At 69.5% G+C, this 15,773-nt stretch carries 16 protein-coding genes and 1 pseudogene; 4 read left to right on the plus strand and 13 right to left on the minus strand.

From position 1 onward, the window contains the following. Positions 1-56: 56 nt before the first annotated feature. The 5 genes and pseudogenes from W7U_RS18555 to W7U_RS18575 form a co-directional block, all read right to left on the minus strand. Entirely contained in the window at positions 57-1,286 is a 1,230-nt protein-coding gene (locus tag W7U_RS18555) for an ATP-binding protein (protein ID WP_008261206.1), read from the minus strand. A 153-nt stretch (positions 1,287-1,439) separates the two neighbouring features. Continuing rightward, complete coding sequence (locus W7U_RS18560) at positions 1,440-2,189, minus strand: phosphoglyceromutase (RefSeq protein ID WP_008261207.1); 750 nt, start codon at positions 2,187-2,189, stop codon at positions 1,440-1,442. 137 nt (positions 2,190-2,326) lie between these two features. Further along, positions 2,327-2,915: pseudogene (locus tag W7U_RS18565) on the minus strand (YbjN domain-containing protein). Further along, positions 2,912-4,186: a D-inositol-3-phosphate glycosyltransferase gene (gene mshA, locus W7U_RS18570; protein ID WP_008261209.1), complete on the minus strand. Its 1,275-nt coding sequence runs from the start codon at positions 4,184-4,186 to the stop codon at positions 2,912-2,914. Before mshA ends, W7U_RS18565 begins: the two are co-directional and overlap by 4 nt. A 22-nt stretch (positions 4,187-4,208) precedes the next feature. Then, entirely contained in the window at positions 4,209-5,459 is a 1,251-nt protein-coding gene (locus W7U_RS18575) for an ROK family protein (RefSeq protein ID WP_196771132.1), read from the minus strand. Positions 5,460-5,718: 259 nt separating this feature from the next. Between W7U_RS18575 and W7U_RS18580 the strand changes: the two genes are divergently transcribed. After that, the gene (locus W7U_RS18580; RefSeq protein ID WP_008261213.1) at positions 5,719-6,468 is read left to right on the plus strand and encodes an SDR family oxidoreductase; all 750 of its coding nucleotides are present in this window, start codon (positions 5,719-5,721) and stop codon (positions 6,466-6,468) included. On the opposite strand, the gene W7U_RS18585 is transcribed toward W7U_RS18580, so the two are convergent. After that, on the minus strand, positions 6,452-7,825 hold the full coding sequence (locus W7U_RS18585; protein ID WP_170320630.1) for an Ig-like domain-containing protein: 1,374 nt from the start codon (positions 7,823-7,825) through the stop codon (positions 6,452-6,454). The genes W7U_RS18580 and W7U_RS18585 overlap by 17 nt on opposite strands. A 32-nt stretch (positions 7,826-7,857) precedes the next feature. Further along, positions 7,858-8,976, minus strand: a complete 1,119-nt coding sequence (locus tag W7U_RS18590) for a UDP-N-acetylmuramate dehydrogenase (RefSeq protein WP_008261216.1) — start codon at positions 8,974-8,976, stop codon at positions 7,858-7,860. A 26-nt stretch (positions 8,977-9,002) separates the two neighbouring features. Here W7U_RS18590 and W7U_RS18595 point away from each other — a divergent pair, with 26 nt between their 5' ends. From W7U_RS18595 to W7U_RS18605, 3 genes are read left to right on the plus strand one after another with little or no spacing between them, the layout of a single operon-like run. Next, positions 9,003-9,527: a DUF2505 domain-containing protein gene (locus W7U_RS18595; protein ID WP_008261218.1), complete on the plus strand. Its 525-nt coding sequence runs from the start codon at positions 9,003-9,005 to the stop codon at positions 9,525-9,527. Positions 9,528-9,561: 34 nt separating this feature from the next. Further along, the gene (locus tag W7U_RS18600; protein WP_008261221.1) at positions 9,562-10,389 is read left to right on the plus strand and encodes a carbon-nitrogen hydrolase family protein; all 828 of its coding nucleotides are present in this window, start codon (positions 9,562-9,564) and stop codon (positions 10,387-10,389) included. Further along, on the plus strand, positions 10,386-11,441 hold the full coding sequence (locus W7U_RS18605; protein WP_036429532.1) for a DUF2993 domain-containing protein: 1,056 nt from the start codon (positions 10,386-10,388) through the stop codon (positions 11,439-11,441). The genes W7U_RS18600 and W7U_RS18605 overlap by 4 nt, the downstream gene beginning before the upstream one ends. Positions 11,442-11,460: 19 nt before the next feature. Here W7U_RS18605 and deoC read toward each other — a convergent pair whose 3' ends face one another. From deoC to W7U_RS18635, 6 genes are all read right to left on the minus strand, one after another. Then, positions 11,461-12,138 carry a deoxyribose-phosphate aldolase gene (deoC, locus tag W7U_RS18610; RefSeq protein WP_008261230.1) on the minus strand — a complete coding sequence of 226 codons (678 nt, stop codon included), beginning with the start codon at positions 12,136-12,138 and terminating at the stop codon, positions 11,461-11,463. Continuing rightward, entirely contained in the window at positions 12,135-12,539 is a 405-nt protein-coding gene (locus W7U_RS18615) for a DUF2599 domain-containing protein (RefSeq protein WP_008261232.1), read from the minus strand. Before W7U_RS18615 ends, deoC begins: the two co-directional genes overlap by 4 nt. A 4-nt stretch (positions 12,540-12,543) precedes the next feature. Beyond that, on the minus strand, positions 12,544-12,831 hold the full coding sequence (locus W7U_RS18620; RefSeq protein WP_008261234.1) for a DUF2516 family protein: 288 nt from the start codon (positions 12,829-12,831) through the stop codon (positions 12,544-12,546). Positions 12,832-12,918: 87 nt separating this feature from the next. Continuing rightward, positions 12,919-13,536: a heparin-binding hemagglutinin HbhA gene (gene hbhA, locus W7U_RS18625; RefSeq protein ID WP_008261246.1), complete on the minus strand. Its 618-nt coding sequence runs from the start codon at positions 13,534-13,536 to the stop codon at positions 12,919-12,921. A 211-nt stretch (positions 13,537-13,747) separates the two neighbouring features. Continuing rightward, positions 13,748-14,164: a helix-turn-helix transcriptional regulator gene (locus W7U_RS18630; protein ID WP_008261249.1), complete on the minus strand. Its 417-nt coding sequence runs from the start codon at positions 14,162-14,164 to the stop codon at positions 13,748-13,750. 82 nt (positions 14,165-14,246) lie between these two features. Then, complete coding sequence (locus tag W7U_RS18635; RefSeq protein WP_085976858.1) at positions 14,247-15,629, minus strand: DUF445 domain-containing protein; 1,383 nt, start codon at positions 15,627-15,629, stop codon at positions 14,247-14,249. Between the last annotated feature and the right edge of the window lie 144 nt (positions 15,630-15,773).

The following is a 15,773-nucleotide window of genomic DNA, read 5'->3' on the forward strand; positions in this document are numbered from 1 at the left end:
CGTCATACGCGCGGGTCATGAGCGCGATTCCTCCTCGGCATCGTCGTACGCGCGGGTCATCGACTTAGTTCTTCCTCTCGTTGGGACCGGTCGGGCCGCACGTCGCGACCCTGCGCTTGCTCGGATTCGCCCTCGTCTCGAGGAGACGGCTTGGCCGCGGGAATGGACAGCGTGAATGTCGATCCGGTTCCCGGCTTGCTCCACACGCCGATGGTGCCGTTGTGGTTAGCCGCGACGTGTTTGACGATGGCCAGGCCCAGCCCGCTGCCGCCGGTGGCCCGCGAACGCGCCTTGTCGCCCCGGAAGAAACGCTCGAAGACCCGCTCCTGGTCTTCCAGGGCGATCCCGATCCCGCGATCCGTGACGGCGATCTCGACGTTCTCGCCGCGGCGGCGACGGCTGATCGACACCGGCGAACCCGGCGGCGAATAGGCGATCGCGTTGGAGACCAGGTTGGCCAGCGCGGTGGTCAACAGCGTTTCGTCGCCGAGCACCCGCAACCCGCTGGGGGCGTCGGTGCGGACCGCAATCTTGGTGTTCTCGGCGGCCACCTTGTGACGCGAAATCGCTTCGCTCACAACCTTATCGACGTCGACGTCGACGACGTTGGGCAGCGGTTCGGCGCCCTGCAGCCGGGACAGCTCGATCAGCTCGGCGACCATGTCCCCCAAACGGTTGGCTTCGACGAGCACCTTCTCGGCGAACCGCCGCACGGTTTCGGAGTCGTCGGCCGACGCCAGCAGGGCCTCGGCGAGCAGGGCCATCGCACCCACCGGGGTCTTGAGCTCGTGGCTGACGTTGGCGACGAAGTCGCGCCGGGTCGCTTCCATCCGCGCGTAGTCGGACTGGTCGTGGGCGAAGACCACGGCGAACCGGCGGTCCTCTTCGCTGAGCAACCGGGCCTGCCCGTGCACCGATAGCCCGGACCGGGCGCCCGTCCGTTTCGAGGGCTGCAGGTCGAACTCGACATCGACACCGGTCAGCGCCTGCTGCGCCGCCTCCCAGGCCTGGTCATCGAGCTGACGATCGCGCACCAGGCCGAGCTCCTTGGCCCGGTCGTTGAGGTAGACGACGTCGCGGTGGACGTCCACCACCGCCGCGCCCACCGGCATCAGCGCCACGATGCATTCCAGCATCTGCCCGACGGTGATCCCGGTCCATTCGGTGCTCACCCGCTGCCGGCGCTGCATCGCGCGCGGCGACAGTCGGACCCCGACCGCCACTCCTGCGGCCAGCGCCAGCACGGACAACACCCCGGCCAGCAACAGCGCCGAGAACACAGTCACATAGCAAATCCTACAAATCTTCCTGAACGCTGCCCTAGCAGAACGAGGCCAAAATCGGACAAGTCACACCTTGCGTCACAGGTGTTCCGCTCCCGTTCACGTGATGTTTGGCTAACGGGGCGTTCGCGCGACGGATTGCGCCGGGCGCAAACGTCAGCGGCGGCCCTGGCCGGCGACCGCGGCGGCACCGGCGGCGGCCGCCTCGGGGTCCAGATAGGTGCCGCCGGGCACCACCGGGCGCAGGTCGGCGTCCAGGTCGTAGCGCAGCGGGATGCCGGTCGGGATGTTCAGGCCCACGATGTCGTCGTCGGACATCCGATCGAGGTGCTTGACCAGGGCCCGCAGCGAGTTGCCGTGCGCGACGATCAGCACCGTCTTGCCGCTGCGCAGGTCCGGGACGATGACGTCGGTGAAATACGGCAGGAAACGGACGACCACGTCGGCGAGGCACTCGGTCAGCGGCCCGCCGCCGATGTCGGCGTAGCGGGGATCGGTGTCCTGGCTGTAGGTGCTGCCCTTCTCGATCGGCGGGGGCGGCGTGTCGTAGCTGCGTCGCCAGGCCATGAACTGGTCGTCGCCGTAGCGCGCCTTGGTCTCGGCCTTGTCCAGGCCCTGCAGCGCCCCGTAATGGCGTTCGTTGAGCCGCCAGGTGCGCCGCACCGGGATCCACAGCCGGTCGGCGGCGTCCAGCGCCAGGTGCGCGGTGGAGATGGCCCGGCGCAGCAGCGACGTGTAGAGGACGTCGGGCAACAGATTGTGTTCGGCCAGCAGCTCGCCGCTGCGCACCGCCTCGGTGCGGCCCTTGTCGGTCAGCCCGACGTCCACCCAACCGGTGAACAGGTTCAGCGAATTCCATTCGCTTTCACCGTGGCGGAGCAGGATCAGCGTGGCGGAGTCACCCATGCCGGTTAGTCTCTCACGCGCTCATTCAGCGGTCGTCGTCGTCCGCATCGTCGTCTTCGCGGCTCAAAGCTCGACTCCTCCTCATCGCGCTTCGCGCTCTGCATCGTCGTCTTCGCGGCTCAAAGCTCGACTCCTCCTCATCGCGCTTCGCGCTCTGCATCGTCGTCTTCGTGCCCGATGCTCGACTCCTCCTCATCGCGCTTCGCGCTCTGCATCGTCGTCTTCGTCGATCAGGTGGGCGAACGCCTGCAGGTTCTTCAGCGACTCGCCGCGCGATACGCGCCACTCCCACTCTTTCTGGATCGACGAGCGAAAACCCAACTCCAGCAACGTATTAAAGTCCGAGTCCACCGCTTCGAGCACCTGGCCGAGCACCCGGTCGATCTCGTCGGCGTCCACCGACGGCAGCGACATGCGGCCCACCAGGTAGATGTCGCCGACGTTGTCCAGCGTGTAGGCCACGCCGTAGAGCCGGCGATTGCGCTTGAGCAGGAACCGGTACACGCCCTCGTGGTTCTCGTCCGGCTTGCGGCACACGAACGCCTCGACCCGCACCGAATGCTCGCCCACGCTCAGGATGGTGTTGGTCTTGAGCTTGCGCTCACCGGGCAGTTCCACCACCAACCCCGACGGACCGCCATGCGCGCCAGCGTGTTTCGAGTAGTTCAGCCCGCTTGCCCGCAGGGCATCCTCGATCACCCGTGACACATCGGTAGAGGAACTCATGCGCCCACCTCGCGGCGCTCGGCGGTGTACTCGCGGATCGCGCGGCTATAGCTGGCCAGCAGCGCATCGGTGGTGTGATCCCAGGAGAAGGTCGCCGCGTGGGCGGCGGCCGCGCGGCCCATCTCCCCGGCCGCCGGCGCCGGCCTGCGCAGCAGCCCGTCCAGGGCGGCCGCCCATCGATCGACGTCGTGCCCGGCGACCAGCGTGCCGGTGACCCCGTCGCGCACGGCCACCGGCAGCCCGCCGACCGCGGCCGCCGCCACAGGGGTGCCGCAGGCCTGCGCCTCGAGGGCGACCAGGCCGAAGGACTCCGAATAACTCGGCACCGCAACGACATTGGCGGCCTGGAACAAGGTGGCCAGGTTCGACCGCGACTGCGGGGGCAAAAAAGTCACCCGCGCGGTGATGCCCAGCTCGTCGGCCAGGCGGGCCAATCCGTCCGGGGAAGCCAGGCCGCTGCCCGACGGTCCGCCCGCCACGACGATCCGCACCCCGGGCAGTTTCGCCGCGGCACGCAACACGATGTCGGGGGCCTTCAGCGGCTGGATCCGGCCGACGAACGCCACGATGGGTTCGTCGGGTGGCAGGCCCAGCGCGGCCCGGGCGGCCCGACGATCGCCGGGCCGGAACACGTCGAGGTCCACGCCGGGATGGACGACGTCGATCCGCGCCGGGTCGGCGTGGTGAATCGTGATCAGCTGCCTGGCCTCGTCGTCGGTGTTGACGATCAGCCGGTCGGCCTCGTCGACCACCTGCTGCTCCCCCACCGTGCGCAGCGGCGGCTCGGGCGAGTCCCCCTCGGCCAGCGCCGCGTTCTTGACCGCGGCGAGGGTGTGTGCGGTGTGCACCAACGGCACCGCCCAGCGGTCACGCGCCAGCCACCCCACCTGCCCGGACAGCCAATAATGCGAGTGCACGATGTCGTAGTAACCGGGCTCGTGGGATGCCTCGGCGCGCAATACGCCGGCCGCGAACGCGCACAGCTGGGTGGGCAGATCGTATTTGTCCAGCCCTTCGAACGGCCCCGCCACCACGTTGCGGACCAGCACTCCCGGCGCCACCCGCGCGACCGGCGGGTCGGCGGACGCGGTCGCCCGGGTGAAGATCTCCACCTCGATGCCCCGGCGCGCCAGATGCAACGCGGTCTGCAGCACGTAGACGTTCATGCCGCCTGCGTCGCCGGTGCCGGGCTGGGCCAGCGGGGAGGTGTGGACCGCCAACACTGCGACCCGGCGCGGTTCGTTCAGCCGGAAAACGTCATCGTGGCGCACCCTGTCATCTTTACAGGACGGCTCAGGCGGACGACTCGTCCCGGGTGACCTCGTGCAGCCGGGCGTCGAGCGCCCCCGCCCGCCGCATCGCGCCCAGCGGGTCGGCGTACAGCCCGGACAGCGACACGGTCCCCGCGCCGGCCTCCTGCACCCGGTTGCCGAACGCGGTGAGGCGGATGTCGCGCGGCCCCAGCACCGAGCGTGCGGCGAACGCCGCCTCCACCTGCTCCATCGCCTCGGGGTATTCGGTGAACGCCTGGCCGCCGACGACCAGTTCGTCGGGGTTGAGCATGTCGCGCAGCAACGCCACCGCCTCCCCGAGCACCCGGCCCCGCTCGGCGAGCAGATCCTTGGCCTGCTGGTTGCCGGCGCGCGCCACCCGCAACAGGTCGGCGATGCCGGTGGCGGGCCCGTTGGCGCGGTTCGCCGGGGCGAACGGCAGGATGCGCTGCTGGCGGGCGACGGCCACCACGGCCTCGTCACTGACGGTGGATTCCAGCTGACCGGTGCCGCCGAGCAGCTCGGACTGGGCCGGCAGGCTCGCGATGGTGCCCGGCCCGCTGGACGGGCAGTGCACCCGCCCGCCGATCACCAGCGCGTAGCCCACGGTCTCGCGGGCGTAGACGTACAGGCTGGTCGGCGAGCTGGGCAGGAACCGGCGCATGCCCAGCAGCAGCTCGGCTCCGGCCATGGCGTCGACGTGCGAGGCCACCGAAACCGGCAGGCCCAGCGCGTCGGCCAGCACCTGGCCGACCGGCGCCTGCCGCCAGCCCAGTCGCGGGTGGTCCACCTGGCCGGTGGCGCCGTCGACGGTGCCACCGATGGCGACGCCGACCCACAGCGGCCGCCGCCGATGCCAACGCCGCAGGTATCGCCGGGCGCTGTCGGCCAGCGACGCCAGCGCGGGCCCGGCCGGGTTGCGCGGCGTCGGGGTCTCGACGGTGTCGAGGGTGCGGCCGAACAGGTCGGTGGCCACGATGCTGGTGGTGCGCGCACCGATGTGGATGCCCAGCGTCACGAACGGCTCGTGGTTGACCTCGACCGGCACGCGCGGGCGGCCGATCGCGCCCGAGACGGCCAGGTCGGCGCGCTCGCGCAGCAGGCCCGCCTCCAGCAGGGCGATGACCTGACGGTTGACCGTCGCGATGCTCAGCGAGGTGACGCCGGCGATGACGTCACGGCCGACGGGACCGCGCAGCCGGACGGCCCGGAAGACGGAGGCCGCCGCGGAGTCGGGGATGTGCAAGGCCGGCGGCACGATCTGCCGGCGCACCGAGCGGTGGCCCTTCTGGCCGGAATAGCCGACGACGCGGCCGGCCGAAAGATGGGTATGGGTGAGGGTATTGGTGGGCACGAGCGTCCTTTTGTCCGAATTTTGCTGGCCATCTTGGCCACACCTGGCATGGGTCAGGAGCGGCAAAGTGCGCAGCAACAACACGCACCCGCCGCGCACAGACACGCGGCGGTGGTGATGTCGGACAGGGCGCTGTGAAGCACACGGAAAATTTAGCACGTTCACTAAGGTTGTTTCGATGGTTGAAACTGGCAGGAATGAACGCGTCGCGGTGATCACGGGAGCCAGCTCCGGAATCGGCGCGGCGACCGCTCGAACCCTGGCTGCGCAGGGCTTTCACATCGTCGCGGTGGCGCGCCGCGCCGACCGGATCCGCGACCTGGCCGAGGAGATCGGCGGCACCGCGATTGTGGCCGATGTCACAGACGATGCGTCCGTCGACGCGCTGGCGAGCAAACTGAGCCGCGTCGACGTGCTGGTCAACAACGCCGGCGGCGCCCGCGGACTGGAACCCGTCGCCGATGCCGAACTCGACCACTGGCGGTGGATGTGGGAGACCAACGTGATCGGCACGCTGCGGGTCACCCGCGCGTTGCTGCCCAAGCTGATCGAGTCCGGTGACGGGCTGATCGTCACCGTCACTTCCGTTGCGGCACTTGAGGTTTACGACGGCGGCGCCGGCTATACGGCGGCCAAACACGGCCAGGGCGCGCTGCACCGCACGCTGCGGGGCGAGCTACTGGGCAAACCGGTGCGGCTGACCGAGATCGCCCCGGGGGCCGTCGAAACGGAATTCTCGCTGGTGCGCTTCGACGGCGACCAACAGCGCGCGGATGCCGTCTACACCGGCATCACCCCGTTGGTGGCGGCCGACGTGGCCGAGGTGATCGGATTCGTCGCCTCGCGCCCCGCCCACGTCGATCTGGACCTGATCGTGATGAAGCCGCGCGACCAGGCGTCGGCCAGTCGCTTTAACCGCCGGGGGTAGCCGGACCGGTGGTGGCGGGCGTCGTCGTGGTCGGGGTGCCCGACAGGGTCGGCGCGTTGGACGGCGTGACGGGCGCGGTGACCGGGATCTGCGTCGACGGCGGGTGCGCGGTGGGCGGCGGCAGCGCCGACATCGCCACCCAGGTGTCCCAGTCCACGGCCCAGTCCCAGATGTCGCCATCCGAGTAGGACAGCTGGATCGAGCTCCCGGTCACTTCGACCGGGTCGCCGTACATCGCCGACTGGTAGTACTGCTCGGCGTCACCCGTGGACAGGTTGATGCAGCCGTTGGTGACGTTGGTGTTGCCCTGCGCGCCGGCGCTCGCCGGGTTGGCGTGGATGAACTCGCCGTTGTTGGAGATCCGCACCGCCCAGCGTTCGTGGATGTGGTTGTAGCCGGCCGCCGGGTTGGACATGTAGAAGTCGGCGTACTTCTCGCTGACCACGTGGATGCCGTTGCGGGTGACGTTGCGCGCTTTGTCGGCCTCGCCGTAGCTGCACGGGAAGTCCATGACGACGCCCTCGTCGCGGACCACCTGGATGCGGTGCGACGAGACTTCGGCCTTGACCACCTGCCGGCGGCCGATCTGGATGTTCAGCGAGATGTCCTCGGCGCCGTACGCGCTGTCGCCGAAGGGCAGGCCGTACAGCTTGGCCTCGACGCTGACGGTGGTGCCCGCCGGGTAGTACTCGCGGGTGCGCCAGTGCGCGCGGGCGCCCTGCGCCTCGTCGGGCAGCCAGGCCCAGCTGCCCTCGACGGGCGGGTTCGTCGTGACGGTCAGCGCCTTTTCGACGGCGGCCTTGTCGGTGATCGGGGCGTCGAACTGCAGGATGATCGGCGCCGCGACGCCGACGGTCTGGCCGTCGGCCAGCTGGAACGCCCCGCCAATCTTCTTGCTGGGCGAGACCGTGGTGAACTTCCCCGCAACCGGGACCGCCTTGCCGTCGTGCCCGACGGCCGAGCCGCTCCACGTGTAGGTCATGTCGTAGCCCAGGGGTTCGGAGGTCGTGTAGACGGTCCGGTCCTGGTTGAACGTTCCGGCGACGGCCTTGCCCGACGAATTCGACAGCGTGACGTGCTGGAACCACCCGTCGCTCACCTGGACGCTGACCGGGGCGATCGGCACCACGTTCTGGGTGGCGTCGGCGGGCTGGTACTTCAGCTGCAGCGCCGGCTGCTCCTTCTTCTCGGCTTGTTTCGCGGACGTGCCACCGCATGCGGCCAGCGCATTGGGGGCGAGCACGCCGAGCCCGAGGGTCGCCAAAGCAACGCGCCGGTTGAACGGCCGCGGGGCGCGGGACGGGGTCACGAAAATCAAAGATACCGGGGAAAATCCGCCGACCCGCCCGCGACAAATCGGGGTCTGGCCCGCGTCGGCAAATTTTGCGGCTACAGCCTGCACCCCAGCAGGACGGGCTCGGGGATCAGTGTGACACCAAACACGTCCGCGACGCCGTCGCGGACGGCGCGGGCCAGTGCGATCACGTCGTCGGCGCGGGCGCCCCCGCGGTTGGTCAGCGCCAACGCGTGCTTGGTGGACAGCCGGCAGGGCGCTTCGCGTCCGCCCGGTCCCGGCTCCGGATAGCCCTTGGCGAAGCCGGCCCGTTCCACCAGCCAGCCGGCGGCCAGCTTCACGCCGTCGGGCGCCGGGTAGTTCGGGACGGGCCCGTCGACGGTCGCCGCCAGCCGCTCGTAGACGTCGGGGGCGACGACCGGGTTGGTGAAGAACGAGCCCACGCTCCAGGTGTCGTGGTCGGCCGGGTCGAGCACCATGCCCTTGCGGGCCCGCAGGGCCAGCACGGCTTCGCGGACCGCCCGCGGCTCGGCACGCTCCCCGACGCCGACGTTCAGCGCCGCCGCCAACTCCGCGTAGCGCAGCGGCGCGCTGCGCCCCGATGCGTCCAGCGCGAACTCCACTTCCAGTACGACGGAAGGGATTTCGAAGCCGCCGGCGCCACCGCGTTTGAACACGCTGGTGCGGTAGCCGAAGCCCAGCTCGCCGCCCGGCACCCAGCGCACTTCGCCGGTGCCGCGGTCGAGCACCTTTACCCGCGTGATGGTGTCGGACACCTCCGCGCCGTAGGCACCCACGTTCTGCACCGGGGTGGCCCCGGCCGAGCCGGGGATGCCGGACAGGCATTCCAGCCCGCCGAGGCCGTGCTCGATGGCGGCGAGCACGACGTCGTCCCACACCGCGCCCGCCTGGGCGCGGATCAGGTTGCCGTCGACCGTGATGCCGTCGTTGGCCAGCTTCACGGCGGTCAGGTCGGCGCACGTGTCGGAGATCACCAGGTTGGAGCCGCCGGCGAACACCAGCACCGGGCCGCCTTGTCCCGCACGCGATTCCGCGTCCAGGCGCCCCAGCGCGGCGACGACCTGGTCGCTGTTGGTGCACGTGACGAGGCGCCGTGCGATCGGCCCGATCCGCAGGGTCGTCAGCGGCGCCAGGGGCGCCGACTCGGCCACCGACGCACCGGCGAACACCGAACCGGCACCGCTGGATTTCATGGCCCGTAACGGTAGCCTGACCTGCTATGCCGCGTTCATTCGACTTGTCGGCCGACTACGACGGCAGTGTTGACGAGGTGCACCGGGCCTTCACCGATGCGAACTACTGGCGAGCCAGGCTGGCCGAATCCGGGGCCGACGTCGCCACGCTGGAGTCGATGCGGGTCGGCGGGCAGTCCGGCGACGACGACACCGTCGAGGTCGTCACCCTGCAGGTGATCAGCAGCGACAAGCTGCCCGGGATGGTCACGCAGTTGCACAGCGGCGACCTGCGCATCCGGCGCGAGGAGACGTGGGGGCCGGTGACCGATGGGGCCGCGGCGGGGTCGGTCATGGGCTCGATCGTGGGTGCGCCCGTGAGCCTGGAGGGCACCGCGGTGCTGGAACCCATCGGACGGACCGGGGGCTCTCGGCTGACGTTCCGGGCCACCGTCCACGTGCGCGTCCCGATCATCGGCGGCAAGTTGGAGAACATCATCGGCGCGCGCCTGGCCGAGCTGATCGCCGCCGAACAGCGCTTCACCACGGAGTGGATCGCCAAAACGGCCTGAGCCCTCACCGCGACTTCGCTCTAAGCTGGCCTTCATGCGAATCGCCCTGGCGCAGATCCTCAGCGGCACCGATCCCGCAGCAAATTTGCAGCTGGTGCGCGAATACAGCCGCCGGGCCGCCGATGCGGGCGCGAAGCTGGTGGTGTTCCCGGAGGCCACCATGTGCCGGTTCGGCGTCCCGCTCGGCCCGGTCGCGCAGCCGCTCGACGGCCCCTGGGCCGACGGGGTGCGCAGCGTCGCGGCCGAATCGAAGATCACCGTCGTCGCGGGCATGTTCACCCCGGCCGGCGACGGGCGGGTGAAAAACACGCTGCTCGCGGCGGCACCCGATCAGTCGGGCGCCCACTACGACAAGATCCACCTCTACGACGCGTTCGGCTTCACCGAATCGCGGACGGTCGCGCCGGGACACGAACCCGTGGTGATCACGGTCGACGGCGTCGGCGTCGGGTTGACCGTTTGCTACGACATCCGTTTCCCGGAGCTCTACACCGAGCTGGCCCGCCGCGGCGCCCAGGTGATCGCCGTGTGCGCGTCCTGGGGAGCGGGCCCGGGCAAACTCGACCAGTGGACGCTGCTGGCCCGCGCCCGCGCGCTCGACTCGATGAGCTACGTCGCCGCCGCCGGTCAGGCGGACCCCGGTGCCGCGCAGGCGGAATCCGGATCGGGCGCACCCACCGGGGTCGGCGGCAGTCTGGTCGTTTCGCCGCTGGGCGAGGTCGTCGCGTCGGCCGGTGCGGAGCCGCAGCTCGTGGTCGCCGACGTCGACGTCGACAGGGTCGCCGAGGCGCGCAAAGCCATCGCAGTCCTCAGCAACCGCTCGGCCTTTGCTCAGGTGGATAGGGCAGAATCGGTACGGTGACGAACCCACAAGGACCCCCGAACCAGGACCCGTCGAAGTGGGCCCGTCCCTCCAACCAGGGACCGTTCGGGCAGCCTCCCACGGAACGGCCAACCGAGCGGATCAGCACAGGCGGCCCAGGTCACGTGCCCCCGCCGGCACCGCCACCGCCGCCCGCTCAGGGTCCCCCGCCGGGCCAGACGGAGCGGTTCGGGACGCCCCAGCCCAACATGCAGCAGCGCGGCTACCCGCCGCCGACCACCCCGCCCGCCGGCCCGACCGAGCGGCTGGCCACTGCGCCCGGCGATGACGCAACGCCGGGGAAGAAGAAGCGCCGCTTCGGTCGTGATCCGGTCTCGGTCCTGCTGATCTTCATCATCGTTTTCGCGCTGATCATCGCCGGGCTCATCGGGGCCGAGCTGTACGTGCGCCACGTCGCGGACACCAAGGTCGCCGAGGCAGTGGCCTGCGAGGTCAAGGACCAGGCCACCGCGTCCTTCGGGGTGACGCCCCTGATGCTGTGGCAGCAGGCGACCAAGCACTACACCAACATCTCGGTGCAGACTGCCGGCAACAACATCCGCGACGCCAAGGGCATGAAGCTCTCGCTCAACATCAACGACGTCCGGATCAAGGACACGGCCAACTCGAAGGGCACCATCGGCTCGCTGGACGCGACCATCAGCTGGACGAGTGACGGCATCAAGGAATCGGTGCAGAACGCGATCCCGGTGCTGGGGCCCTTCGTCACCAACACCGTGACCACGCATCCCGCCGACGGCACGATCGAGCTCAAGGGCATGTTGGACAACATCACCGCCAAGCCGGTGGTGGAGGGCACCGGGCTGAAGCTGCAGATCGTCAGCTTCAACGCGCTCGGCTTCACGATGCCCAAGGAATCCGTGCAGTCGACCCTGGACGACTTCACCTCGAACCTGACCAAGAACTACCCGCTGGGCATTCACGCCGACAGCGTGCAGGTCACCGACAAGGGTGTGACCAGCCACTTCTCGACACGCAACGCCAGCATTCCCGCCGGCGACAACAACAACCCCTGCTTCGCCAACCTCTGATGGCCGGGCTCGGGCGGTTTCAGCCGAGCCCGTCGAGCACTCCCCGGGTTCCCGAGAGGCCCAGCCGGGTCGCGCCGGCATCCAGCATCGCGAGCGCGTCCGCGGCGGTGCGGATGCCGCCGCTGGCCTTCACGCCCAGCCGGCCACCGACCGTCTCGGCCATCAGCGCGACGGCCCGCGCGGACGCGCCGCCGGTCGGATGAAACCCGGTCGAGGTCTTGACGAAGTCGGCGCCGGCGTCTTCGGCCGCGCGGCACACCCGCGCCAGCGTGCGCTCGTCGGCCAGCGCCAGCAGCGCTGAGGATTCCACGATCACCTTGAGCACCGCGCCGCCGACGGCGTCGCGCACGGCCTGAATGTCGGAGCGCACCGCATCGACGTCGCCCGCCAGCGCCGCGCCGACGTCGATGACCATGTCGACCTCGCAGGCGCCGGACGCCACGGCCAGCGCGGCCTCGTGCGCCTTGACCGCCGAAACATGCTTGCCCGACGGGAATCCCGCGACGCTGGCCACCCGCACCCCGGCGCCGGCGTGCACGGCGACGGGAACCATCGAGGGCGAGACGCAGACCGCGTACACGCCCAGTTCGGCCGCTTCGGCGACCAGGGCGGTCACGTCGGCGGCGCTGGCTTCGGGTTTGAGCAGGGTGTGGTCGACGAACGCCGCCAACTCCGCCCGGGTGGGGTGGCCGGTCATCCGAACGATTCTTCCCCACCGCCCGGATTGCAGTCGGAGGCAACCATTTCGGCGTCGTCGACGACCGGCCGCCAAGGCTCGAGGTTCCAGCTGGTCTTGCCGGGCCGCGCCAGTTCGGCGAACTGCCAGTGGCACAGGAACTGCGCACGCATCCCGGGGGTGTCGGCGTCGGGCGCCAGGGCGAGCACCTCGGACCAGGCCTCGTCGCCCCAGGCCATGCTCGTGGGCGTGCGGGAGGCGGTCCGGCCGGCCGGCGTCGGGAAGACCCGCAGGCTGCTACGGCCCTGCCACTGCGCCCATTCGGTGTGGTCGACCAAGGGTTCGGGGGCGGCGATCGCATGCGGGGGCGGGCAGCACAGCGCGACGAGCGCGGCGGCCGGCGCCGTCAGCAGCAGCCTCATCCCGCTAGCGCGACTTGCCCTGAATTTCCAGGAGTTTGGGCCGCACGTCGACCAGGTACACGCCGGCCGCGCAGGCCGCGATCGCCATGCCCAGCACCCCGAAGACGAAGCCCAGGATGGATGTCAGGGCCACGGCCCCGGCCAGAATCAGCAACCACACGGGCTTGGTCAGCTTGTCGGCGGCGGTGTAGGCGTCGGGTCGCTGCAGCGCGGCGTGCACGAATGCGTAGATCGCCGTGACCAAGACGGCGATCTGCAAAACCAGCATGACGGTACCCACGAGGTGGTTCACGCCTCAAGCGTAGGCGGGCACCCTCCAAAACGTCGACTCCGAGTCACCCGGGGGCGACTCGGAGCCGAACGTCGTGTGAGCGTCGTACTACTTCTGGGTGACCTTCTTGGCCGCCGCCTTCTTGGCGGGAGCCTTCTTGGCCGGAGCCTTCTTGGCAGGCGCCTTCTTCGCGGGCGCCTTGCCGACGGCCTTCTGGGCCTTCTTGGCGGTCGCTTCGGTCTTGCCGGGCAGCTCGATGCCGACCAGCTTCGCGGCGCGCTCGCCGACCGCGCGGGTCTGCGACGCGACGGTGCCCAGCGCCTCCTGGGTCAGCTCGACGGCCTGGTCGACGTAGCCCTCCGCACGCGCGGAGGCGTCCTCGAACGCCGTCTGGCTGCGCAGCCGCTGCAGGGCCGCCTCGCCGCGCTCGACGAGCTCGTTGTACCGGCTGGTCGCCGCCTCCAGGTAGCCCTCGGCGGCCTTGCGCAGCTCGTCGGCGGTGAACCGGTCGCGCAGCTCGGTGAACTGCTCGGGCAGGTCCTCCTGCAGCTTGGTCAGGCGCGCGCGGCGCTCTTCCACCCGGGTGCGGGTTTCGACGCGGGTCTCTTCGGCGCGCTCGCGCAGGCTGGCGATCAGGTCGTTAACCGTGGCCAGGGCCAGGTCGGCCGCGCCCAGGGCCGCGAGCAAAGGAGCCCGCAAGTCTTCGATGTTCGAGTTTTCCGCCATGGTTTTTCCTTTCATGGTGTGGTTTGGCATTTGGTGTTTTCCGTTGTCAGGTGTCTGGTCGGGAAGTTAGGTGCAAACGTCTCCTTCGCAACTGGGGCCGCCAGAACCCGGGGTAGTTCGCCCAGCACGTGAGCTGGAATCGGTAAATCCCTCTTTGTGGGGTAACCCCGGCGGCCGGTCGTCTATACATCACCGACCCGAGAGCGACTGTTCACTCGGTGTCGGATTGGGTCGAACACTCCTCATCGGTGGATTCGTTTTGTTGGGTGAACGATGCGTAGATGTCGAGCAGGATCTGCTTTTGGCGCTCGGTGATCGCAGTGTCGGTGACGATCGCGTCTCGCACCTGACTCTTGTCGGTGGGCTCGAGAATCCCGGCGCGCACATAGAGAACCTCGGCGGAAACCCGGAGGGCCTTCGCGATCTGGTTCAAGACGTCGGCGGAGGGTTTGCGCAATCCACGCTCCACCTGGCTCAAATATGGATTGCTGACCCCGGACTTCTCGGCGAGTTGCCGCACCGAAACCTGCGCGAGTTCACGCTGGCTGCGGATGAAGCTGCCGATGTCGGAGGCCATGTCGGAGGCAGCGTTGGACACCTTGGCGGAGAGCTTCTCCTCGGGTGCCATGCGTGCTCCTGGGTCGGGCGGTTGATCTTGACGCCACCAGGGTACAACAAGTGCTTGCTATTGCAAGCACTTGTTAGCACTACTAGAAAAGCAGCTGCGCGACGGCGTAGATCACCAGGCCGGCCAACGAGCCGACCACCGTTCCGTTGATCCTGATGAATTGCAGGTCACGGCCCACGTGGAGTTCGATGCGCCGGCTGGCCTCCTCGGCATCCCAGCGTTCGATGGTGTCGGTGATGATCGCTGTGATCTCCACCCCATATTGCGAGACCAGGTGCTGGGCCGCCCGCACGAGCCAGTTGTCGACCTTGTCCCGCAGGTCGACGTCGTCGCGCAGCGACTCCCCGATGCGCACGACCGTGTCGGCGATCCGCGTGCGCAGCGTGCTGGACGGGTCGTCCACGCCCTCGAGCACCAGGCGTTTGAGCGTCGTCCACGCCGTCGCGGCGGCGTTGGCGATCTCGTCGCGCGCCATGAGCTGCTCTTTGATGGCGTCGGCCCGCGCGATGGTGTCCGGGTCGTGCTGCAGGTCGTCGGCGAATTCGAACAGGAAGCGGGTCGCCGACCGGCGCAGCTCGTGGTCGGGGTTGCGGCGCACCTTGTCGGTGAAGTCCATCAGCTCGCGGTGGATGCGATCGCCGACCAGATGGTCGACGAACCGCGGCGACCAGGTCGGCGAGTCGCGCTCGACCACCCGCTGGATGACCTCGCCGGCGTTCAGCGACCACTGGAAGGCCCGGTCGGCCAGCAACTGGATCAGCGCCTCCTGTCGGTTCTCGGCCAGCAGCGTCGCCAGCACCCGGCCGACGGGCGGTCCCCATTGCGGCTCGGCGATGCGGCGCACGATCATCCGGTCGATCACCTGCTGGACGTCCTCGTCGCGCAGCAGCTCGACGAGCACCCGCAGCACCGTGGCCGTCTCGCTCGCCACCCGCTCGGCGTGCGCGGCCTCCGACAGCCATTTCCCGAGCCGGCCGGACACCTCGGCGTCGCGCAGCTTGGTTTCCACGACCTCCGGCGACAGGAAGTTCTCCCGCACGAACGCGCCCAGGCCCTCGCCCAGCTGGTCTTTCTTGCGTTTGATGATCGCGGTGTGCGGGATCGGTATGCCCAGCGGGTGCCTGAACAGCGCGGTCACGGCGAACCAGTCCGCCAGGGCGCCCACCATCCCGGCCTCCGCGGCGGCACCGACATAACCCACCCAGACGCCCGCGCCGGCATGCGCCTGGGCCCACCGGCAGGCGAGGAACACGCCGGTGGCACCGATCAAAAAGCTCAGCGCGACCATCTTCATCCGGCGCAGCGCCACCCGTCGCTGCGCGTCAGCCTCACGATCGGCGCCCCCGAAGGACTCGGCCAACGAGGTGCGTCCCCGGCCCGCGGCCGTCAACGGCGTCGCCGAACTCGGCCTCGCCGTCGGCGGGCCGGATGCGTCGCCTCGCACCGAGGCTCTGTGTGCCACCACTTCATCATCTATGTTCCCGGCGATTGGTGTGACGACACTGGTTGCCGAGCCCCTCAAACGCCGCTACATGCCCGGCCAGCGCCACAAACCGACCTGTCCACGCCGTAGTATCGAGGGCGTCTAGGGAATGGGAACTCGGCGACA

The sequence above is a fragment of the Mycobacterium sp. H4Y genome (genome assembly GCF_000364405.1).
Taxonomy (GTDB): domain Bacteria; phylum Actinomycetota; class Actinomycetes; order Mycobacteriales; family Mycobacteriaceae; genus Mycobacterium; species Mycobacterium intracellulare.